A 20,714-nucleotide genomic window follows, 5' to 3' on the forward strand; every position below is an offset into this window, starting at 1 on the left:
GTGCTAGAGGCTAGGGAGTGTACCTCGCTATGACCCGTCATAACCACGTTCTCACTTTCTGTCATGGCAATTAACCGGCGTTCAGCCGTGCTGAATGAAGCTGTTTCCAGGTTGTTCGCGGGTCGAGTGGACGGTGAACTGGAGAGTGAGGACGTAGTACTTGTAACTGATGTACAAGGCATTGGCGATCGATGCCGCGACCAGAATCGCCCACCACAGGTCTGCTACGCCAAGGAGCGAGTAGCCGTCCGGGAGTTTCGGCCAGGCCTCGGCCTTCACCGACTTGTGTGCGACGAAGAGCCCGCTCGCCGCGATCGAGGTGAGTGCGGTGAAGAGCAGGACCAACCGTGCTCGCAATGTCCCCTCTATGCGCTTGCCGGCCTGCGACTCGAAACCCATCCAGGCGGCTATGACGGCTGGGAAGGTCAGCAGGTAGGCGGGAGCATCGGTGTCCATGCCGCCGAACTTGCTGAGGAAGGCGATGAGCCAGATGGTGGCAGCTGCGGAGCCTGCGGCCACGGTGGCGCGGATCAGTGAACCTGGAGGCACTTCCGCGAAGACGAAGCGGATCCTGGGTACCGGAACCGGGCCTGCTGCTGCCGGCTCGGCCTGCTCCGTGGCTTTGCCGTCCTGCTCCGGACTTGGCCGGCGGCCGTCCAGAATGACCTCGCCCGGTGGCCGCGGTGCCTCTGGCTCGGGCATGTAGCGCGCATAGAAATGAGCATGTGGCTGTCCAAGCCGTCGTTGGAAACGCATGTGTGGAACCGTTGGCGCTCCGGGCGCCTTGTTGTCCACCAATGAGCCGAACTCGATGGGAACTTGTTTGCTGACATACAAGTTGTCACCGACTCCCACTCGCATGTGGTAGCTCTGGCAGGTGAACGCGTTCGAGACCGCCAGCGTCAGGGTGGGGGGTCGAGTCCCCATCGCGATCCGCAGGCGTCCGATGAAATCCGCGACCCACGGCATCGACGAATTGCTCAGGTCGAGGTCCGGGATCAACGTCTGCTCGTAGGTGAGCAGCGTGCGGAACTGATCGTCGAGCCGGACGGCCGCGGCGATGCAGTACGACTCGGAGAGGATCTTGACGAACGCGGCGATGGTCCCGCGAAGGGCCTCGGCCAGAGGATCGGACCTGACTGGTAGAGCTGCAACGAGCTCCCAGGCCGCCGGCGAGGTCGCTGCCGGTGCCGGCTCCGGTGCTGCGTCGCCTGTCCTCGACAGGTGCAGGTGCACAGCCCATTGGCGATGTTTCAGCAGCCTCAGTCGTTTGCTGATGTTCTTGGCGGTCGGCGACGGCTCCTCATCGTCGTCCGGGTGACGGCGGGCGATGATCTCCGTCACCGCGGACCGCTCGGCACGCTCGAAAGCCCCCTGGCATTCGCCGAGTCCGTCCTTTCGCAGCTCCTGCAGCAAGACCTTCAGCACACCTGCTGCGAGGTCCAGATATTCGCGATACGACAGAACTGTGAGCTGTGCACCATTGGCGTCCCACAGGTGGAAGTTGTCGAGGAGTTTTCCCTTCTTCGGAATGATGACCGGTACGAAGACGATGTGTGGATCGGCGTCTCCTGGCTGTGCTGCCGGCGACGGGATGAGCAGCTCTGGTGGAGCTTGGATCTCGAGAGTCGCTCGCTGTTCCAGGGTTCGCCCGCCCGGGACGAAGGTGTCGACCACGCGTTGCCGCACGGCGGCGGGCGTGGTCACTGCCAAGGCGAAGAGCTTGGCCTGTTCCGGACTGTAGCGAGAGCGCCCGGCGCGCTGGAGCAGCATGGCTGCGTTCGCATTGCTTACCCTGACGTCCTTGCGGAACCGTGGCGTGTCCAGGTCCTCGAGTTGACGTCTGAGATGTCGTTTGGCGAGCAGATGCAACGCCCCGATGATGGCCAGCCCGATGGCAATGCGGACCGGCAGCTCCACGAACACTTGGTGGTCCCCGCGATACAGGACCAGAACCGCGGCGAACAAAAGGAACAAGGTGACCTCGGCGGCGCGTAATGCAAAGGGCCATCGCCGCTTCTTGATGTCTTTCGTCGGCCACTGGGCCTCGCCGTCCGGTGCGCGGACCTTCCGCTTCCTCTCCCAAAATCTCTTACTACGTTCTTTCAGCACCGTTCCCCCCACGAGATTGGTGACAGCCCGTCCGGCCTGAGAATCCAGCCGGACGGGCAAGTGATTGTTTGAACACCGCCGGCCGTTTGCACGCGCCTCATCGATTAGGCGCAGTCGGCGACTACGTTCCGTTACCCCCTATTAGGTCAGGTAGCGTACGCCGCTTCGTCACGATTCTCTACGGCTGGAGGCCGGGTTATAGATCTGGAATGTGGCAGCTCTGAGAATGTCTGGGAGGGGACTTTTCATCGCTCATTCCGGGCGGCGCGTTACACGAGAAATTCTTAACGGAGAAGACCGCTTTCCGGTTGTTTGCTGCCGCGCGTTGACCCGGCAGGTTCCGCCAGTGGGATGCCGAGGCCCAGCTGGCCGACCCTGGTCCGGCGGGCTGCTCGGGCGAACGTGCTCGTGATGCGGTCGAGCACGGTCTTGGGGTGGTCGAGGTCGGCCCAGGTGATCCAGCAGGTCTCGACCGGGGGCGGGCCGTCCGCGGTTGGGGGCGGTGGTGGTTGGTCTGCGTCTTCTTCGAGGTCTTCGTGCCAATAGGGGTGGCGGGGCTCGAACTCGAGCAGGGTGCGCTGCTCGGGAAACCAGAGGGCGGCCTCCAGCTCTGGCACCTCGATACCTGGTGGCAGTGCTTCGGCTGGGTCGGGCAGGCCGGCGGCGCTCAGGATGAACCGCAGCCGCGACTCGGCCACCGACGCCGAACCGCGGCACTGGGCGAACACGCCGAGCGCCCGATCGCCGCCGTACGGGAGAAGGCCGGCTGCACGGCGCAGGGTGCGTTTGCTGGCGAGCCCGGCGTACAGAGCGGCGTCGGCCAGGGCGATCGCCGGGATCGTGGGTGCGGTCGCCGCCACCTCGGCGACCGCGCGGGCGGCGGACACCATCGGCAACCTGTTCCAGATCAGTACGCCGGGGCCGACCGGATCCCGGATGTGCCGATACACACCGCCCACCCGCCCGCTGCGCCCCGAGGTGGCCGTCACATGCACGGTGGACAGATCCAGCCCCCAGACCGGCAACGCATGCAAGGCCGCGGCCGACTGATGACTGGCAAACACCAGCCCACCGGCCGCCCGCAACGCTCGATGCACGCGCCGGAGATACAACGCCTTCTCCGTCACGACCTCGAACGCCCGCTGCTCCGCATACGTCCCGCGCCGGATCCGCCGCCACCCACCGGTCTCCAGCAGGTAGTCGATATCCGCGTCGTCATAACCACAGGCCCGGGCATCCGCCCGCCGGAAAACCCCACCCCGAAGACAGGCCATCACTGCTAGTTGAGGATTCATACCCAAGAAGTTGCAGCAATCACCCCCGGTTTCCCCCACCAACTTCCAACCTGTGGAGAACTCCTACGCCGGCCGGATCCGGGCATAAAAAATGCTCGTCATGTGAGTATGACGAGCTCGGCTCTGGTTGGAACCCAGGGTTGCCAGAGGAGGGGCATGTTGGCCTCTACCGGGGTGCGGTTGCCTTTGCGCTCGTTGCACGAGGCGTGGGCGGCGACCGCGTTGAGCCACTCGGTGCGGCCGCCTCGGGACCTGGGTTGGACGTGGTCCATGGTGTCGGCGTTCTCGAGGCCGCAGTAGGCGCAGCGGAACTTGTCGCGGCGCAGGACTCCGTGTTTGGAGTACTTCATGCGGCCGGCGGCGTAGCGCCAGTGGGTGACCACGTAGCGGACCAGGCGGAGGACGCGGGGGACCGGAAAGGGGCCGATAGTTCGCTCGCCGTGCGCCTCTTCCACCACTGCGACCTCGCGGACCAGCATCCGGATGGCGTGCTGGATCGAGACGGTGTGCAGCGGCTCATACGACGCGTTCAGGACTATGACACTCATCCGGTTGCCTCCAACTGGGCCGTAGCTGGGAACCACGGCGGTCTTCACGCAGGGTCTCAAGCATCCGTGGCCGGTCGGTGAACGGTCAACGGATTTCGCCAGACGGTCACGTGCCGGGTCGGCTGCGTGATCGGCGAAGATGTGCTCATGGAATTGAACAATCTGCTCTCAGGCCCACCCGAGACACTACTCCCAGTGGACCCGGCCGCGGCGGAACTCGCCGCCGGTACGCCCGCGGTGGAGGTCGCGGCCAAGTTCCCAGCCTCTTCACTGGCCTGGGGGACGCTGGCCGAGGCGGCCCTCGCCGAGGGGAAAACCATCGAGGCCTACGCCTACGCACGTACCGGTTACCACCGCGGTCTGGACGCGCTCCGGCGCAACGGCTGGAAGGGCCACGGCCCGGTTCCGTGGGAGCACGAGCCGAACCGCGGCTTCCTGCGCTGTCTGGCCGTCCTCGGCAAGGCGGCCGGCATCATCGGCGAGACCGAAGAGGCCGAGCGCTGCACGACCTTCCTGCGCGACTCGTCCGCGACCGCCGCGGACGTGCTGGCCTAAAGCACGAAACCGGGTTGCCGGGCTGGTCCCTCGACGGCAGGATGCGTCGGATGACCAGCCCGTACGCCCAGCACGGTTTCCGCGTCGGCTTCGACTGGGGTCCAGTCGGCGCCGGGGTGGTTGCCGGACACCTGGTCGCCGTCGTCGACGTACTGTCCTTCACCACGGCAGTCACCGTTGCGACCGACCTCGGCATCGACGTCTACCCGTACCGCTGGCGCGACGAGACCGCCGTCGCCTACGCCAGCCAGTACGACGCCCACCTGGCAGTCGGCCGTTCCGAAGCCGGCCCCGGTGACGTGAGCCTGTCCCCGGTCACGATCCGTCAGGCGACCGGAGTGACCCGGCTGGTGCTGCCGTCACCCAACGGCTCGACCATCGCGCAGCAACTAAGCGAGAGCGGGGCCACCGTCATCGCGGTCTCGCTCCGCAACCGGCTGGCCGCCGCACAGTGGGCCAACCAGCGTCTGGCCGCGGACCCGAGCCTGAAGGTCGTCGCGATCGCAGCCGGAGAGCGCTGGCCGGACGGCTCGCTCAGACCGGCAGTCGAGGACCTCTGGGGTGCAGGGGGCTTCTTGAGCGCGCTGGAGACCGACGGGCTGTCCCCGGAGGCCCGGGCGGCAGTGGCGGCGTACGACGCGGTGGCTGACGAGCTGCCGACTCTCCTGCACGACTGCGCCGGCGGTCGCGAGCTCACGCAGTACGGCTATCCCGAAGATGTCCGGATCGCGGCAGAGGTAGATCAGAGTCGTTCTGTGCCGGTACTGAAAGACGGTAAGCTGACTACGTCAATCTGAACGATGATTTCTGCCCGTTGACAGAGCCGGCAGGCGGCGCGCGTCCCCGCTTCCTGCCGAACATGGACGGTTGTAGGCGGATTCGGCAGACCGGTGAAGCAGGACGCCCACGGTCGGCCCCCGCCCCGACGGGCAGCGGAAGGCTCTACCGTGCCGGCACTCACCGGACGGCTCAGCTACGCCCAAGTACTCCGTACTCCCGGGGCGTGGAAGTTCTACCTCGCAGCAGCACCAGCCCGCATCGGGATCGCCATGACGGGCCTCGGCATCGTCTGGCTGGTGCACGGCTCCACTGACTCGTACGCCGTCGCCGGCGCCGTGACGGGTGGATTCGCCGTCGCGGAAGCACTCGCCGGCCCGCAGGTCGCCCGTCTGATCGACCGCTTCGGCCAGACCCGCATGCTGCCGATCATCCTGCTGACCCACGCGCTGACCATCGCCCTCCTGATCGGTCTGACCGTGGCGCAGTCACCACTCTGGGTGCTCGTCACCGCCGGTGTGCTGGCCGGCGCATCACTACCGCAACTGGGCGCACAAACCTCAGCACGCTGGTCCTACGCCTTGCGTGGATCCCCGTTGCTGTCGTCCGCCTACACCCTCGAGGCCCTGAGCATTGGCGTCGCCTTCCTGGTCGGCCCGGCCCTGATCGGCCTGATCAGCTCACTCTGGACCCCGGTAGCCGGTTCGGCGGTCGCCACCGGCCTCGTGCTGGCCGGCGGCTTCGCACTCGCCGCACAACGCCGTACGGCGCCACCCCCGGTCGAGCGTGGTCAGCAGGTGAGCTCAAGTCGCTTGCTGCACAAGAAGTTCCTCGCGCTGGTTGCTGCCACGATCGGCATCGGGCTGTTCTTCGGCAGCATGCAGGTGTCGGTCACCGCCTATGCAGTCGAGCGTGGAACACCGGCTCTGGCCGGCCCGCTGTACAGCATCACCAGCCTGGTCAGTCTGTTCGCCGGACTCGTCTATGGCGCCAGACGGTGGCGCATGGCGGCCGAGAGCCAGCTGGTTCTGGTACTGGTCGTTCTGACGGTCACGTCGGTGCCTCTGCTGGTCGTCAATGCGCCATGGGCGCTCGGAGTGGCGTTGGCCTTGCCAGGGCTGGCGATTGCGCCGTTCCAAACGCTCTCGGCGGTGATGACCGAGTCATCCGTGGAGCCGACCGTGCTGACCCAGGCCTTCACCTGGCTGAACTCGGGAAGTGCCGCGGGTATCGCAATGGGCGCTGCGGTCACAGGACGCGTGGTCGACGCCAACAGCGCGCACCACGGCTTCGCTGTCGCATTGGCGGCGACCTTGCTCGCGACCTCGGCGGCTGTGCTGAGCCGCGGTTATCCCTTCAGGCCGCTGGAGAAGCCGCGGATGACGTAGCGCTGCAGGATCAAGAAGATGATCAGGATCGGCAGGGCGGCGAGCACCAGGCCGGCTGAGACCAGGCCGTAGTCGGAGGTGTATTCGTTGACGAAGGCAAAGATTCGGACCGGTACCGTCTCGCGGCCGGAGCCGCCGAGGTAGAGCAGTGGGGTGAAGAAGTCGTTCCAGATGTGGACGGCGTTGAGGATCAGGACGGTGCCGGTGATCGGCCGCAGGAGCGGGAAGATCACGTGCCGGAAGGCCTGCAGGTGTGAAGCTCCGTCGATCAGTGCGGCGTTGGTGTAGTCGGCGGGCAGGGACCGGATGAAACCGGTGTAGAGGAACACCGTGAAGGGCAGCTGGATCCCGGTGTAGAAGAGGATCATGCCCTGGTAGGTGCCGAGCAGGCCGAGGTCGTTGACGAGCTGGTACAGCGGAATCATGCCGAGCTGGAACGGGAGGATGATCCCGACCAGGAACAGGATGTAGAGGCTGTAGCTCAGCCGCGAGGCCCGGCGTGCGAGGAAGTAGGCGGCCAGTGAGCCGAGCACGATCAGCGCAAGCACGCTGGTCACGGTGATCAGGGTGCTGTTGAGCAGCGCCGAGCCGAGGGACGCCGACTGCCAGGCGGTGCCGAAGCTGTCCACCGACGGCGGGTTGGGTGGTGACAGCGGTGCGTTCGCGATCTGCCCAGGATCCTTGAACGCCAGCGTGACCAGGGCGTAGACAGGGAACAGGAAGGCCACCGCGGTAGCCACCATCACGAGCTCCAGGACGAAGGTGCGTGGCCGGTACGCCGTCCTCATGCGGCCGTCTCCCTCGAACGCAGGTAGCCGATCTGAACGAATGACACCGCCGCGACGAAGATCGCCAGGACCAGCGCAACCGCGGTGCTGTAACCGAACTTGCCGAACACGAACGCCTGTTTGTAGAGCACGGTCGACAAGGTGTCGGTGGCATAGCCGGGACCGCCGTTGGTCATCGCGATGATCTGGGTGAACAACGTCAGCCCACCGACGGTGGACAGCATCACGTTGATCGTCACGGCCGGTGCCAGCAGCGGCCAGGTGATGTGCCGGAACCGCGCGACCGTGCCGGCGCCGTCCACCATCGCCGACTCGTGCAGCTCCGGCGGCACGCCTTCCAGCCCAGCAAGGAAGATCACCATCGAGTAGCCGGCGCATTGCCAGATCACCGTGAAGGCGACCGACCAGATCGCCAGCGACGGGTTCCCCAGCCAGTCCTGTCGCAGTGAGCCGAGACCGACCGCGCCGAGGGCAGCGTTGAGGCCTGCGTCAGGTGCGGGGTTGTAGACGTACTTCCACAGGAACGACACCATCACTGGACTGACCACGACCGGCGCGAAGAAGACCACCCGCAAGACCATCCGGCTCTTGATGGTGGTGTGTACGCCGAGCGCCAGCAGCAATCCCAGCCCGTTCTGCACCACCACGATCGCGACGGTGAGCAGCAGCGTGTTCCGCAGCGCACCAAGCGCTTGGTCGTCATGCAGCAACTGCTGGAAGTTCGCCATCCCGACGAACGACCGTTCCTCCCCGACACCGGACCAGTTCGTGAACGCCGACCCCGCACCGACGATGCTCGGGTAGAGCATCACCAACGCGTAGACGAGCAGGGCCGGAGCCGCGAAGAACCAGGGCGGCGCGATCCCGCTCCCTCGTCGTACCGTCGTCATGCCGTCTTCCGGTAGGCCTCGTCCATCTTCTTCAGCGCTCCGTCGACTGTGGTTTTCCCGCCGAGCAGTTCCTGGACGACGGCGAAGTGGGTGGGCTGGACCTCCGCGTTCGGCCAGCGCTGGTCCATGAACGGGACCGCCTTGTTGCCGGTGAGATAGGGGAGGAAGGGCTTCAGGACCGGATCGACCTTCGCCTCGCCCTCGGAGTACAGGGGGACACAGGCGACCGCCTCGGCCCAGGCGTTGACGATGTCCGGCTGGGCGCAGAACTCGATGAACTTGCGGGCCTGGTCGGCCTTTTTGCTCTTCGCGCTGACGGCGATGCCGACCACGATCCCGCCCGGGATCCAGTTGTCCGCGGCCGTGTCCGTCGCCGGGAAGGGGAACATCCCGAGGTCGTCCGGCTTCGGCGCCGCGGCCCGGTAGGCCTGCAGGACGGCTGAGACCTGGACGGCCATCGCCGCCTTGCCGGTGCCGACCATCGAGGTCGCCTGCTCGTACGTCGTTCCGTTCGGGTTGGCGTTGAAGTAGCCGCGCTTCTGCAGTTCCAGGTACTTGTTCATCGCGTCGGCCCAGCCCGATCCCGCGAACGTGGCCGAGCCCGCCGCCATCTTGTCGTCGAAGTCGGGTTGCTTGGCGTAGACCGTGCCCGGCACCAGGGCGTAGTTGATCAGCTGCGTCACCCACGGGGTCTGCGCTCCCAGTGCGAGTGGCACGATGCCCTTCTTCTTAAGGGTTTCGCAGACTGTCAGCAGTTCGCTCCAGGTCGTCGGCGGCTCCACTCCGGCGGTGGCGAAGGCCTTCTTGTTGTAGATGGCGCCGAGCACGCTGGTGCCCGGCGAGAAGATGTAGGTCTTCCCATCCTGCTGATAGGCGCCTTGGAAGCCGGTAGGGATCTTCTGGGTCCAGGCCTGGTCGCTGAGATCCGCCAGCAGCTTGGCCTTGCTCAGCTGGACCATCGACATCGCGCTGCCGTTGCCCGGGTAGACCGCGTGCAGATCCGGCGCGTTGCCGGCCGCCAGCTGCGCGCGCAGAGAGGTCTGCAACTGGTCGGCGGGCGAGAAGGACAGATTGAAGTCGAAGTCGGCGTTCTTCGCCTTGTACTGCTCCAGCGCCTTGCGGAGGCCGGCTTCCTGGCTGCCCGCCCCGATCACCTTCAGCGCGCCGTTGCCGCTGCCGGACGAACTGTTCCCGCAGGCCGCGAGCGTGCCGGCGGCGGCCGCGCCACCCAGCAGTTGCAGGAGTCGCCGGCGCGGAAGGGGACGCTCGAATACGGATGCCACGGATCCTCCTGAGCTCGGAAAATATCGTCGATAGACGTGAATTCACCGGGGAGAAGTGTTAACTTCTCACGCCGCGCACGCTACGGACGCCGTGGAGCGGGTGTCAAGACTTCATTTGAAAGGATTCACTGGCGGCCGCCCGGGCCGCGTACTCGGCCGGGGTCAGGCCGATCTGCTGTTTGAACTCCTTGGAGAAGTGCGCCTGGTCGAAATAACCGAGGGCTGCCGACAGGGCAGCGAGCTCGGTGACCTCGCCGCGCGCCAGCAACTCGGCGCCGTCGTGCAGCCGGTAGCGACGCAACACCCACTTCGGCCCGACGCCGACGTACCGGCGGAACAGGCGCTGGAGGGTCCGGATCGGTACGTCGAACCGCTCGGTCACCTCGTCCACCCGGGCCAGCGAGCGGTCAGCGGCCATCGCCGTGACGATCTCGCGGACCAACTCGTACGACGGGTCCGGCGGCGCGAGGTGATCCCGCAAGAACGCTTCGAACACGGCCCGACGCCGTACGTCGGACTCTTCGGTGAACACGAGGTCCGCCAGCCGATCGCCGTCCGGGAAGACCGCGGTCAGCGGCAGCACCTGGTCGCTGAACGAACCTACGTCGAGTCCGGTGATCGCGCCGAATCCACCGGCCCAGAACTTCGCCCCGAACACGCGGCCGCGGCCGGTGAGCCGCCGCTCGAACTTGCGCGTGTAGACGCCGTTCACGAAGGCGCCGCCGGGCTGCTCGAAGGTGACATTCACGCTGGGGAACGGGAGCACCTCGGCGGTGTAGGGCTCGTCCAGATCCCACTCGACGATCCAGTACCACTCCACGAAGCGTGCGGCGTCGGGGCCGGGCGCGAGCCGGTTCAGCGTGCGGTGCCGGGCCTGCTCCTTCGGGTGCAGGATGCCCTTCTCGCTGTCCGACGGAGTGCTCACGATGGCTGTCGCTTTCTTACAAGACCGGTCCGGTGACCGGCGCGTTGACTAAGAGCATGACGACGGACACCGACAAAAACAGCGTAGTCAAACCCATCCCCGACGGTTATCACTCACTCACCCCGTACCTCGCCGTACCGGACGGGCCGAAGGCGATCGCGTTCTACCAGGAGGTGTTCGGGGCCGAGGTGATCAGCCGGCAGGACATGCCGGACGGGCGGGTCGGCCAGGCCGAACTCCTGATCGGGAACTCGATGCTGCAGCTCAGCGACCAGATGCCGCAGTTCGGGTTGCAGGCGCCGAACGGTGAGTGGGTGCACTCGTCGCTGGTGCACTACGTGCCGGACGTGGACGCGACGTACGCGAAGGCGATTGCGGCCGGTGCGAGGTCGGTGGAGGCGGTGCAGACCTTCATGACCGGGGACCGGTACGGCACGGTGATCGATCCGTTCGGGCATCGCTGGGCGATCCTGACGAAGGTCGAGGACGTGTCCCGGGAAGAGGCCGACCGGCGGGTGCAGGAATGGCTCGACTCGAACCCGGAAGCCCTTGCCTGACACGGCTTTTCCGGATGCCTTATCGGGCAGATTGCGGAAATGCGTCCGGAATGCTGCGTAGTGTCGAAGAACGATGACTACCGACTGGAATTTGCTCGAAGTTGCCGAGAGCTACGAGGACTACGAGCCGGTGCGTGAACGGGCCTTCGGCTGGCCGGCTCTGTTCGAGCAGGCCGGTCTGGCCGATCCCGGCTGCCGGACGGTGCTCGACTACGGGGCCGGGACCGGTCGCGTGGCCGAGGAGATCCTTCGCAGCCATGACGTTTCGGTGATCGCTGCCGACCGGTCGCCGAGCATGCTGAAGGTCGCGCAGCGCAAGCGCCAGGACCCCAGGATCTCGTATCAGGTGATCGGTGCGGATCAGCGGCTCGAGTTGCCGGACGCCTGCGTCGATGCCGCGATCTCGTGTTTCGTCTTCGTCTGTATTCCGGAGACGGAAATCATTCAGAGCATTGTTTCCGAGGTCTATCGGGTGCTGCGGCCGGGGGCGACCTACGCGATGCTCGACGTGAATCCGGATTCGGTCGGAGTGCCTTTCGAGATCGGCCGCTACGGCCAGGCCGGCCGGGAGTATGCGGCGGGTGCACCGATCGAGATGCGGCTGGCCCGACCGGACGGGGAGTCGGTCGACCTCATCGACTACCACTGGCCGAAGGAAGTGCAGCTCGAGCGGTTGCGCAGGGCCGGGTTCCGCGAGGTCGGGCTCGTTGAGCCGACGCTGCCGGCGGGGTACGACGGGCCCGGTGCGGACCGGATGCCGATGGAGCGGACGTCGCCGCCGTACGTGATCTATGCGGCGCGGAAGTAGCCACTCCCTTGAGACATAAGGAAGCGGCCCGCCGGAACCGTCCCCTGCGGCAGTTTCGGCGGGCCGCTGACTAAGAGTGTGCACGTGATCACTGAGATTGGCAACCCGTTACGTGATGAAACACTTACTTGAAGTGGTCGTTGGCCAGGTTCCAACGATGAACTCAGCGGGTGGCCCTGGTTCCGGTAGGCTTCGGTCGTAAGAGCCTGGGTGCGTTACCGGATGAATTGCCGGTGAACGTCTCCGGGCTTCACCGTTTCCAGCGTCCGGCTGCCGCACGTGGTGAGGGCCGTGGCCGGCGCGTGAAGAGGAGGGCTGAGATGCCCGCAATCGTGCTCGTCGGCGCCCAGTGGGGCGATGAGGGCAAGGGTAAGGCGACCGATCTGCTCGGCAACACCGGGACCGCGATCGACTACGTGGTGAAGTTCAACGGCGGCAACAACGCCGGCCACACGGTCGTGATCGGCAGCGAGAAGTACGCGCTGCACCTGCTGCCGAGCGGGATCCTGACCCCTGGCGTGACGCCGGTGATCGGTAACGGGGTCGTCGTCGACCTCGCCGTACTGTTCGAGGAGCTGGACGCGCTGCAGGCACGCGGCGTGGACACGTCCCGGCTGGTGATCAGTGCGAGCGCGCACCTGATCCCGCCGTACAACCGCACGCTGGACAAGGTGGCCGAGCGCTTCCTCGGCAGCCGCAAGATCGGCACCACCGGTCGCGGGATCGGGCCGACGTACGCCGACAAGATGAACCGGATCGGCATCCGCGTCCAGGACCTGTACGACGAGAAGATCCTGGAGCAGAAGGTCGCCGGGGCGCTGGAGCAGAAGAACCAGCTACTGGTGAAGGTCTACAACCGCCGCGCGGTCGAGATCCGCGAGGTCCTGGACGAGCTGCTCGAGTACGCCGACCGCCTGCGCCCGATGGTCGCCGACACCAGCCTGCTGCTGAACAAGGCGCTCGACGACGGCAAGACCGTGCTGATGGAAGCCGGCCAGGCAACCCTGCTGGACGTGGACCACGGCACCTACCCGTTCGTCACCTCGTCGAACGCGATCTCCGCCGGCGCCTGCACGGGTACCGGTATCCCGCCGACCCGCATCGACCGCGTGATGGCGGTCGTCAAGGCCTACACGACCCGCGTCGGCGAAGGCCCGTTCCCGACCGAGCTGCTGGACGCGGACGGTGAGTGGCTGCGGCAGCAGGGCGCCGAGTTCGGTACGACGACCGGTCGCCCGCGCCGCTGTGGTTGGTACGACACGGTCATCGCCCGCTACGCGGCTCGCGTGAACGGTGTGTCCGACTTCGTCCTCACCAAACTCGACACCCTGACCGGCCGCGACAAGATCCCGGTCTGCGTCGCGTACGACGTCAACGGCGTCCGGCACGACGAGATGCCGATGACCCAGACCGACTTCCACCACGCCACCCCGGTCTACGAAGAGCTCGACGGTTGGTCCGGCGACATCACCGGCTGCCGCACCTTCGAAGACCTCCCCAAGGAAGCCCAGTCCTACGTCCGCGCCGTCGAATCCCTCAGCGGCGCCCGCATCTCCGCCATCGGCGTAGGCCCGGAACGCAGCCAGATCGTCCAGCTCTGATCCCACCGTCGGCTGCCCACCCCGGGCAGCCGACGGTCATTCCCCCACTGCGGTGTTCGGCACGGTCGGTCAGTTGAGGCCGATGAGGGGGATGTCGCGGATGAAGGGGGCTTGGCGGAGGTCGGTGAGGGTGGGGCGTTCGAAGGTGGCGCCTTCGGCGGGGTTGCGGGCCCAGGCGGAGCCGGCGCCTTGGCTGGCTTCGTAGAAGGTGTAGCCGCCGATGGCGAGGAAGATGACGGCTGCCGTGGTGGCCAGCCAGCGGGGGCGGAAGAGGTTGCGGGCGGTGATGTGGGCACCGCGGCGCAGGGAGTTGCCGCCGGGACCCCACCAGGCGGTGAAGAGCGCGGCCAGTGCGGCTGCGCCGAAACCTACGGCTGACAAGGGCTGCCAGCTCACGCTCTTGGCTGTGGCGGTGACACCGGTGACGACACCGCCGACGATCGCACCCATCACCAGCGGCAGGATCAGGCAGACCAGAGTGATGAGTCCTGCGGTCACCAGCTGGATCGGGGACGAGGCGACCGCCACGACACCGTCGGAACGACCTGCGCGGCCGCGGACCTGGCGGCGGCGCATCAACGCCGTACTGCCGCGATCGACGGTCCTGGCGATCACGAACAGGACTGTGGCGGCTACCGCGCCCAGCAACGGGTAGAGGGCGATCAGTCCGCTCAGCCCGACCATCAGTCCCACCACTACCGCCGTACGTCGCCCTGTCGCTGGTGCGCGCTGTGGCTCCACCGCCTGCCCCGGACGCTGGTACGGCGAGACGTCCTTCGAAGGCGCCTGGTACGGCGAAACCTCGCGCGACGGAGGCTGGTACGGCGCAACCGGCTGGGGTGCGCTCTGGTACGGCAAGGGCATTGCCGGAGGTGCAGCCGCGACAGGCGCCGGACTGTATGTCGCCGGATGAGCGCCAGGACCCCAAGCACCTGCGCCCGCGACTGTGCCACCGCCAGCGGCTGCAACACCCGGGCCGTAGACCGCGCCGGCGCCAGCCACACCTGGAGCTGCTCCGGCTGCGGCTGCGGCGGCTCGGGTGGCTTTGCGGGTGGCGGCGGCGTCTCGGACTTTGTTGGCCAGGGGGGAGAAGGCGGACAGGGGCGGGATGACGTGGGGGACGAGGTTGGCTACCTCGGCGGGGGAAGGCTCAGCCGGCTTGTCCGGGGCGTCTGTGGGCATCACGCGGGTCATTTGGCGCGTGGGTGGGTGCATCTGGGCGGTTTCGGCGGCTGGGGACTCGCGTGGGGGGAGGGCGTCGCGGCCTTCGGCGTAGCGGGTCAGGCCGGTCATGATCTCGGCCTGGGTGGGGCGGTCCTGCTTGTTGGGGGCGAGGGCTGCGGACAGCAGGGTCTTGAGGCGGGGGTCGAGGCCCTCGAGGTCTGCCTGGCCGGTGTGCACGCGGTGCAGGACCGCTTCGAACGGGCCCTTGCCGAACGGGCGGCGGCCGGTCGCGGCGAACGTGACGGTGGCCGCCCAGCCCCACCAGTCGGCGGACTCGGACACCATCTCGCCCTCGATGAGCTCGGGTGCCAGGTAGCCCGGCGTACCGATCACGAGGCCGGTCTGGGTGAGGCGGAGGTCGTCGGCGGCCTGGGCGATGCCGAAGTCGATCATCACCGGCTTGCCGTTGAGCATCATCACGTTGCCGGGTTTGAGGTCGCGGTGGATCACTCCGGCGAGGTGGATCGCCTGCAGCGACTCGGCGAGACAGCCGGCGAGTGGGAGCCACTTGCGCGGTGTCAGCGGACCACGGTCGTCCACCTGCTCGTCCAGCGGGCGCCCGGGGACGAACCGCGTCACCAGGTACGGGCGGTCGGCCTCCAGGTCGTGGTCGAGGATGCCGGCCACACCGGGGTGACTCACCTTCTGCAGTGTGGTGGCTTCACGCTGCAACCGCGCACGCGCGGTCTCGTCGTGCGCCACGTGCGGCCGCAGCACCTTGAGCGCAACCTCTTGCAGGTCCGGTCCCTCGGCCAGGTAGACAACGCCCATGCCACCTTGGCCGAGGCGCCGGATCAGCCGGTACGGACCGACGTGCTCCTCCACCTCCCCGGCGGGTCTGGAAGGCGTGCCCCCTGTGACTGACATGCCATCTACCGTACGTCGGCATCAGACCAACCATCCATGATGACGTCCGAGGTAATCGCCGTCACGACCTCCGTATCCGAGGCTGGTGCTGTCACCAACCACCGAGGAGGCCCCTGTGACGCACTACGCGATCGCCAACCTGCAGAACGTGAACCTCGGCCCGGACATCGCCGAGTACCTGGCCCGCATCGACGCCACCCTCGCGCCGTACGACGGCCATTTCATCATCCACGGCAACCAGCCGGAGCCCGTGGAAGGCGAGTGGCCCGGCACCTTGATCGTGATCGAGTTCCCCGACCGGGCGAGTGCCCGTGGCTGGTACGAATCCCCGGCGTACCAGGAGATCCTGCCGCTCCGCACCAACAACTCCGACGGCGTCACCATGCTCCTGGAAGGCGTCGACCGCACCCACCGTGCCACCGATGTACTGGCCACATCTTGAGGTAGATCGACCAGCTGGCCGCTGGCCGATGATCCAACCAACCGGTTGGCTGGAGGGATGCGAATCGAGATCCTGGTGTTCGACGGTGTGGACGAGATGGACGTGATGGGGCCGTTCGAGGTGTGGAGTCACGCCTCGCAACGAACCGACCTCGAGCTGGCGCTGGTTGGGCTGGACGGCCCGGCTGAGGTGACCGGGATGAGCGGTCTGCAGTTCCGGGCACCGGACGGACTCGGGACTCCGGATGCGTTGGTGGTCCCCGGCGGTGGCTGGGGAAGCCGTGCCGAGAAGGGCTCGTGGGCGGAGGCGCGACGCGGTGTGCTGACTGCGCGCATCGCCGAGTTGGCACCCCAGCTGCGCTGGATCGGCTCGGTCTGCACCGGCACGATGCTGCTGGCCGAGGCCGGCCTGCTGAAGGGTCGTCCAGCCACCACCCATCGCAGCGCTCTCAAGGAACTGGAAGCGTTCGGTGCTGATGTTCAGCCCAACCGCGTGGTCGACGACGGCGACCTCATCACCGCCGGCGGTATCACCTCCGGTATCGACCTGGCCTTGTACGTCGTCGACCGTGAGTACGGCGTGGACGTGGCGAACGACATCGCGGCCTGGATGGAGTACGACCGAGGCCGCGATGTGCTCGTGACTAGCTCACAGGCATCCTGAAGGCGAGTAGACCGGCGCCGACCGCGTTCGTGATCGACGGACCGGAGCCGTTGTGGCTTTGGTAGATCAGAGCGGTGACTCCGGTTGCCGGTCCGGACAGTGTGAGCACCAGGCTCCCGCCGGCTCGGTACGCGACCGACGACACGGTCACTGTCGAACCAACCACCCGGAAGTCCGCAGCCGAACCCGCGGCCGCGGTCAGCGGATCTCCGGTCCGGAGCTTCACTACGAGCTGTGAGCCGGTGGCGGTGACACTGGCGGGGTTCGGAGCGGAGACGCCGGCCGAGGGACCGCCGTACAGGTCTCGGGCGATCACTGCGAAGTTCTGGTCGCCCAGGTCGCGGTAGCCGCCGAGGTAGGCGTAGTGACAGCCGTCATGACCGGGCAGGCCGTTGGTGGAGAGCAGTACGACGCCGTCGGTGTCGCCGAGGGCACGCTGCGCTTCACGCAGGTTGATGTTGGTGGTGTTGTTGCAGGGCGACGTGCGGACCTGGTTGACGTAGTACCGGGTCGCACTGCCGAGGTCGGCGCGCCAGTCCGCCAGCAGGGCGCGGAAGCCGGCCACGTGCACTGCCGCGTTGTCGTTGTCGCTCTCGCCCTGGTACCAGAGCACGCCGCGCACCTGACTGATCACACCGGCAGCCTTCAGCCGCGTGCGCAGTCGTCCGTAGTTGGTGGTGAGGTCGTCCGGGTTGGCGTCGTTCCGCTGGAAGAAGCTGATCGGCTGACCGCCATGTGCGCCCTGGACGATCGCAACCGGCACCTTGTAGGTGTCCACGATCCGACGACCCATGCGGATCGCCCACTGCCCAACCGAACCGGACTGCACTGTCACGTCACCCGTCGCGTAATGCCAGACGCGGTCTGCGCCAGAGATCTGACCGTCCGACGTCGAGGTGCCGTAGCTACGCAGCCATGGCGACTCCTCCACGTTCGCAGCACCGCTGTACTTGGCCGCCTCCGCGTTCGACTGCCCCTGGATGACATACACATCCCCCGAGACCACACCGGTACGGCGAGCCACCACGCGCTCGATTCCGCCACCAAGAGCGCGCAGTTCGAACGTGTACTCCTGCAGTGCCGCGTTGATCCGCGGAGTGAACCGGAAGTCGCGCGCCTGCGAGCTGTACGTGTCTGTGCGCCCGTTGCTGGACACCCGCAACTGCACCTCGGTGACGTTCGGATCGGTGATCCGCCCAGCCACCGGCACGTTGGCACCGTTCGCCGCGTCGCGTGGCACCAGCTGCCGATCCTGCGGCGCCTCGGACAGACTCACCAGGGATGTCCGTACGTACGCAGTCAGCTTCCGCTGGGTGTACCGCGGAGCGTTGCCGGCGAACGTCCAGTCCGGCTGACCGGATGGGTTCGTGCCGATCCCAAGAGACAGCGGTACGTCGGCCGGCTGGGTGAACGAGTTGATTCCGAACACCGTCTTCGCAGCCAGGTTGGAAGGTCGAGTCGGGCCGACCTGCGAGACCTGGAACGACCCGTACGCACCGTTGGTTGGGCTGTCGTCGACGTCGTACGTGATCGGAGAAGTGTTCGCCACCTGCGTGCTGGTCTGTTCGGCGTAGGTGTTCGGCCACATCTCCAGGTAGCCGGTCTGTCCCAGGCCGGTGGTCACGTTCGGCACGTTGGAGGCGACCTCCAGGTCGTCCACACGCTGCCGGGTGACCTGTCCTGCTCTGGTCGGCAGTCCGATGTTGCGGGCGTCCTTGGAGAACGGCTCCATCGCAGTCCACACGCGCTGTGGGCCGTCCGGCCCGTTCAGCTCGAGGCAGTAGCCGACGCGGTCGAAGTTCGATCCAACTTCGGTACGGCGGTCGAGTGTGTACGGCAGTTCCTTGTCGAGCCACCCGGCGCGCTCGGGCAGTGTCAGCTGCAGCACCGGTGTGTATCCGACTGCTGCGGCGGTGCAGCCGACTCCAGGATCTCGAAGCGCCGGCAGGATGGCATCGGCCGGCGCGGCGGTGATTGTCGATGCGGTCAGGAAGGCGACAACGGACGCGGCAAGAAGACGTCGAGGCATGGGCGGACCTCCGGGGGCGGCGGGCAGACCGGGCGGGGTGCTGTCAGCGACCTTGGTAGCGACTACCTGCCTCGGAGGCTCCAGCCGGACCGCCCTCGTGCGGCCAGCGGTCCGAACCGTGCGCCCAATGGCCTACGTTGTCAGCTCCGCGCGAGCTCCGGGTAGGTCTCGACGAGGTCCCGCGACGCCCGCGCCTTCGCACCCCGAGCGGTGTCGTCGGCAAGCACCTCGTACGCGTCCGCCTCGATCCCGTCGAGAGCAGCTCGGGCGATGTCCGCCGGCTGCGACTTCGGTGCGGTGACGTTGGCCGTCATGTCGGTCTCGACGTACCCCATGTGCAGTCCGGTGACACCGATGCCATGGCCGAGCAGCTCCAGCCGGAGGGCGTTCGACTGCAGCCAGAACGCTGCCTTCGTCGCCGAATAGGCACCGTGCCGGCCGACCCAGGACAGCGCCGAGTGCGCGTTCAGAATGTGCCCGCCGCCATTGCCTTCGATGATCGGGACGAAAGCCTTCGTGACCTCCAGCGGACCGAAGAAGTTGGCGTCGAACACAGCGCGGATCTCGTCGGTCGACGAGCCCAGGTAGGTGTCGGGCGATCCGGCGCCGGCGTTGTTGATCAGCACGGTCACATCAGGCGCCGCGGCGGCCAGGGCCGCGATGGAGGCCGAATCGGTGACCTCCAGCGGCAGCGGTACGACGCGGGGGTCGGTGCTCGGCTTCGGGTCGCGAGCCGTCGCGTAGACCTTGGCGGCCCCGCGCTCGAGCAGGTCGTCGACGAAGGCCTTGCCGATCCCCCGCTGGCCCCCGGTGACGAGGACGACGGCGCCTTGTAGTGCGGTCATGGAGAACTCCTGAGAAGGTAGGAAACCGATCTGTTTCCACGAGCGTAAACCGATCGGTTTCGTTTCTCAAATCGAGCCGGTACCCTCGTTCCATGAGCACCTCGGCAACACCCCGCGAACGTCTCCTCGAGGCCGCGGGCGAACTCTTCTACAGCGACGGCGTGAATATCGGCGTGGATGCGCTCTGCCGGGCCGCGGGAGTGTCGAAGAAGTCGATGTACCAGCTGTTCCGCTCCAAGGACGAGCTGATCGCGGAGAGCCTGGCTGCCCGGGGTCCGCTGTACCAGTCGATGCTGCGGCCGGGGCCCGAGGACGAGCGGCCGCCGCGGGACCGGATTCTCGCCGTCTTCGAGCGGCAGGACGATATTGTTGCCGAAGGCAATTTCCTGGGCTGTCCGTACGTCGCGACGGCGGTCGAGCTGAAGGATCCGGAGCACCCGGGATCGGTGGTGGCCCGGCACTTCAAGCAGCAGCTCACCGACTACTTCCACCGCGAGCTGGTGAAGGCGGGCGCCGACGACCCCAGCACCCTCGCGGTCCAGCTGACGATGATCTACGACGGCGGCGCCGCGCGGGCCGTCGTCCGTGCCCAGGAGCTCGGTGGCATCGGTGTGCTGACGGCGGGCGCGCTGCTGGACGCGGCCGGTGTCCGTGCACCGGAGCTGGCCGGTCAGCTGAACTGATCGCGGGTTACTGTCCGAGGATGGAGATTCCCGCCGAATTCAAGGAGCTGCTGTCGTCGACCGCGGTCGCGATCGTGGGCACGATCGGCAAGAACGGCGAGCCGCAGATCACGCCGCAGTGGTTCCTCTGGGACGGCGAGCAGGTCCGGATCAGTCTGGTGGAGGGCCGGCAGAAGCTGCGCAACCTCCGCCGGAACCCGGTGATCTCGGTGATGATCGTCGACCCGGCGCGGCCGACGTACTATCTCGAGCTTCGTGGCCGGGTGGACGAGCTCGTCCCTGATCCGGAGTTCGCTCTCGAGCAGGCGATCGCCCGCAAGTACGTCGGCGAGTGGTCCGATGTGGAACCACCAGGTACGCCGCGCTTCGCGGCCGGTGTCGTCGTCGAACGCATCACCAGTCAACTCGGTCACCCCTGACGACCCCGTGATCGC

The 20,714-nt window shown here is 66.9% G+C and carries 20 protein-coding genes; 10 read left to right on the plus strand and 10 right to left on the minus strand.

Annotation, left to right across the window (positions count from 1 at the left end; translation table 11 throughout):
* Positions 1-81 precede the first annotated feature (81 nt).
* The 3 genes from ACFCV3_RS35025 to ACFCV3_RS35035 all read right to left on the minus strand — a co-directional run bounded on the left by ACFCV3_RS35025 (position 82) and on the right by ACFCV3_RS35035 (position 3,955).
* Complete coding sequence (locus tag ACFCV3_RS35025) at positions 82-2,172, minus strand: hypothetical protein (protein WP_376037708.1); 2,091 nt, start codon at positions 2,170-2,172, stop codon at positions 82-84.
* 224 nt (positions 2,173-2,396) lie between these two features.
* Positions 2,397-3,407 (minus strand): type IV toxin-antitoxin system AbiEi family antitoxin domain-containing protein, encoded by a 1,011-nt coding sequence (locus tag ACFCV3_RS35030; RefSeq protein WP_376037710.1) that lies wholly within the window; start codon positions 3,405-3,407, stop codon positions 2,397-2,399.
* 98 nt (positions 3,408-3,505) lie between these two features.
* Positions 3,506-3,955: an HNH endonuclease gene (locus ACFCV3_RS35035; protein WP_376037712.1), complete on the minus strand. Its 450-nt coding sequence runs from the start codon at positions 3,953-3,955 to the stop codon at positions 3,506-3,508.
* Positions 3,956-4,102: 147 nt separating this feature from the next.
* Here ACFCV3_RS35035 and ACFCV3_RS35040 point away from each other — a divergent pair, with 147 nt between their 5' ends.
* The 3 genes from ACFCV3_RS35040 to ACFCV3_RS35050 all read left to right on the plus strand — a co-directional run bounded on the left by ACFCV3_RS35040 (position 4,103) and on the right by ACFCV3_RS35050 (position 6,675).
* On the plus strand, positions 4,103-4,510 hold the full coding sequence (locus ACFCV3_RS35040; RefSeq protein WP_376037715.1) for a DUF3151 domain-containing protein: 408 nt from the start codon (positions 4,103-4,105) through the stop codon (positions 4,508-4,510).
* Positions 4,511-4,560: 50 nt separating this feature from the next.
* Complete coding sequence (locus tag ACFCV3_RS35045) at positions 4,561-5,307, plus strand: 2-phosphosulfolactate phosphatase (RefSeq protein ID WP_376037718.1); 747 nt, start codon at positions 4,561-4,563, stop codon at positions 5,305-5,307.
* A 150-nt stretch (positions 5,308-5,457) separates the two neighbouring features.
* Positions 5,458-6,675: an MFS transporter gene (locus ACFCV3_RS35050; RefSeq protein ID WP_376037720.1), complete on the plus strand. Its 1,218-nt coding sequence runs from the start codon at positions 5,458-5,460 to the stop codon at positions 6,673-6,675.
* Here ACFCV3_RS35050 and ACFCV3_RS35055 read toward each other — a convergent pair.
* From ACFCV3_RS35055 to ACFCV3_RS35070, 4 genes are all read right to left on the minus strand, one after another.
* Positions 6,636-7,463, minus strand: coding sequence for a carbohydrate ABC transporter permease (locus ACFCV3_RS35055; RefSeq protein ID WP_376037723.1), 828 nt, complete (start codon positions 7,461-7,463; stop codon positions 6,636-6,638). The two genes, ACFCV3_RS35050 and ACFCV3_RS35055, sit on opposite strands and share 40 nt — an antisense overlap.
* Positions 7,460-8,353: a carbohydrate ABC transporter permease gene (locus ACFCV3_RS35060; protein WP_376037725.1), complete on the minus strand. Its 894-nt coding sequence runs from the start codon at positions 8,351-8,353 to the stop codon at positions 7,460-7,462. The genes ACFCV3_RS35055 and ACFCV3_RS35060 overlap by 4 nt, the downstream gene beginning before the upstream one ends.
* Positions 8,350-9,636: an ABC transporter substrate-binding protein gene (locus ACFCV3_RS35065; protein WP_376037728.1), complete on the minus strand. Its 1,287-nt coding sequence runs from the start codon at positions 9,634-9,636 to the stop codon at positions 8,350-8,352. Before ACFCV3_RS35065 ends, ACFCV3_RS35060 begins: the two co-directional genes overlap by 4 nt.
* A gap of 103 nt (positions 9,637-9,739) precedes the next feature.
* Complete coding sequence (locus ACFCV3_RS35070) at positions 9,740-10,561, minus strand: DUF6597 domain-containing transcriptional factor (RefSeq protein WP_376037730.1); 822 nt, start codon at positions 10,559-10,561, stop codon at positions 9,740-9,742.
* Between the two features lie 56 nt (positions 10,562-10,617).
* On the opposite strand from ACFCV3_RS35070, the gene ACFCV3_RS35075 reads away from it, so the two are divergent.
* The 3 genes from ACFCV3_RS35075 to ACFCV3_RS35085 all read left to right on the plus strand — a co-directional run bounded on the left by ACFCV3_RS35075 (position 10,618) and on the right by ACFCV3_RS35085 (position 13,527).
* A complete protein-coding gene (locus tag ACFCV3_RS35075) occupies positions 10,618-11,118 on the plus strand; it encodes a VOC family protein (RefSeq protein ID WP_376037733.1) in 501 nt (166 codons plus the stop codon).
* A gap of 73 nt (positions 11,119-11,191) precedes the next feature.
* The gene (locus tag ACFCV3_RS35080) at positions 11,192-11,926 is read left to right on the plus strand and encodes a class I SAM-dependent methyltransferase (protein ID WP_376037735.1); all 735 of its coding nucleotides are present in this window, start codon (positions 11,192-11,194) and stop codon (positions 11,924-11,926) included.
* 320 nt (positions 11,927-12,246) lie between these two features.
* Positions 12,247-13,527: an adenylosuccinate synthase gene (locus ACFCV3_RS35085; RefSeq protein ID WP_376037737.1), complete on the plus strand. Its 1,281-nt coding sequence runs from the start codon at positions 12,247-12,249 to the stop codon at positions 13,525-13,527.
* 69 nt (positions 13,528-13,596) lie between these two features.
* Here ACFCV3_RS35085 and ACFCV3_RS35090 read toward each other — a convergent pair whose 3' ends face one another.
* The gene (locus ACFCV3_RS35090; protein WP_376037740.1) at positions 13,597-15,618 is read right to left on the minus strand and encodes a serine/threonine-protein kinase; all 2,022 of its coding nucleotides are present in this window, start codon (positions 15,616-15,618) and stop codon (positions 13,597-13,599) included.
* A 115-nt stretch (positions 15,619-15,733) separates the two neighbouring features.
* Between ACFCV3_RS35090 and ACFCV3_RS35095 the strand changes: the two genes are divergently transcribed.
* Both ACFCV3_RS35095 and ACFCV3_RS35100 read left to right on the plus strand, forming a co-directional pair.
* On the plus strand, positions 15,734-16,060 hold the full coding sequence (locus ACFCV3_RS35095; protein ID WP_376037743.1) for a DUF1330 domain-containing protein: 327 nt from the start codon (positions 15,734-15,736) through the stop codon (positions 16,058-16,060).
* 57 nt (positions 16,061-16,117) lie between these two features.
* Positions 16,118-16,723, plus strand: coding sequence for a DJ-1/PfpI family protein (locus tag ACFCV3_RS35100; protein ID WP_376037745.1), 606 nt, complete (start codon positions 16,118-16,120; stop codon positions 16,721-16,723).
* Here ACFCV3_RS35100 and ACFCV3_RS35105 read toward each other — a convergent pair.
* Together ACFCV3_RS35105 and ACFCV3_RS35110 are read right to left on the minus strand one after the other, a co-directional pair.
* Positions 16,704-18,752, minus strand: coding sequence for a sialate O-acetylesterase (locus ACFCV3_RS35105; RefSeq protein ID WP_376037748.1), 2,049 nt, complete (start codon positions 18,750-18,752; stop codon positions 16,704-16,706). The genes ACFCV3_RS35100 and ACFCV3_RS35105 overlap by 20 nt on opposite strands.
* Positions 18,753-18,892: 140 nt before the next feature.
* On the minus strand, positions 18,893-19,597 hold the full coding sequence (locus ACFCV3_RS35110; RefSeq protein ID WP_376037751.1) for an SDR family oxidoreductase: 705 nt from the start codon (positions 19,595-19,597) through the stop codon (positions 18,893-18,895).
* A 92-nt stretch (positions 19,598-19,689) separates the two neighbouring features.
* Here ACFCV3_RS35110 and ACFCV3_RS35115 point away from each other — a divergent pair, with 92 nt between their 5' ends.
* Both ACFCV3_RS35115 and ACFCV3_RS35120 read left to right on the plus strand, forming a co-directional pair.
* Positions 19,690-20,280: a TetR/AcrR family transcriptional regulator gene (locus tag ACFCV3_RS35115; protein WP_376037753.1), complete on the plus strand. Its 591-nt coding sequence runs from the start codon at positions 19,690-19,692 to the stop codon at positions 20,278-20,280.
* Between the two features lie 20 nt (positions 20,281-20,300).
* Complete coding sequence (locus ACFCV3_RS35120; RefSeq protein WP_376037755.1) at positions 20,301-20,699, plus strand: PPOX class F420-dependent oxidoreductase; 399 nt, start codon at positions 20,301-20,303, stop codon at positions 20,697-20,699.
* Positions 20,700-20,714: the final 15 nt, after the last annotated feature.

It is taken from the genome of Kribbella sp. NPDC056345 (assembly GCF_042262745.1).
Taxonomy (GTDB): Bacteria; Actinomycetota; Actinomycetes; order Propionibacteriales; family Kribbellaceae; genus Kribbella.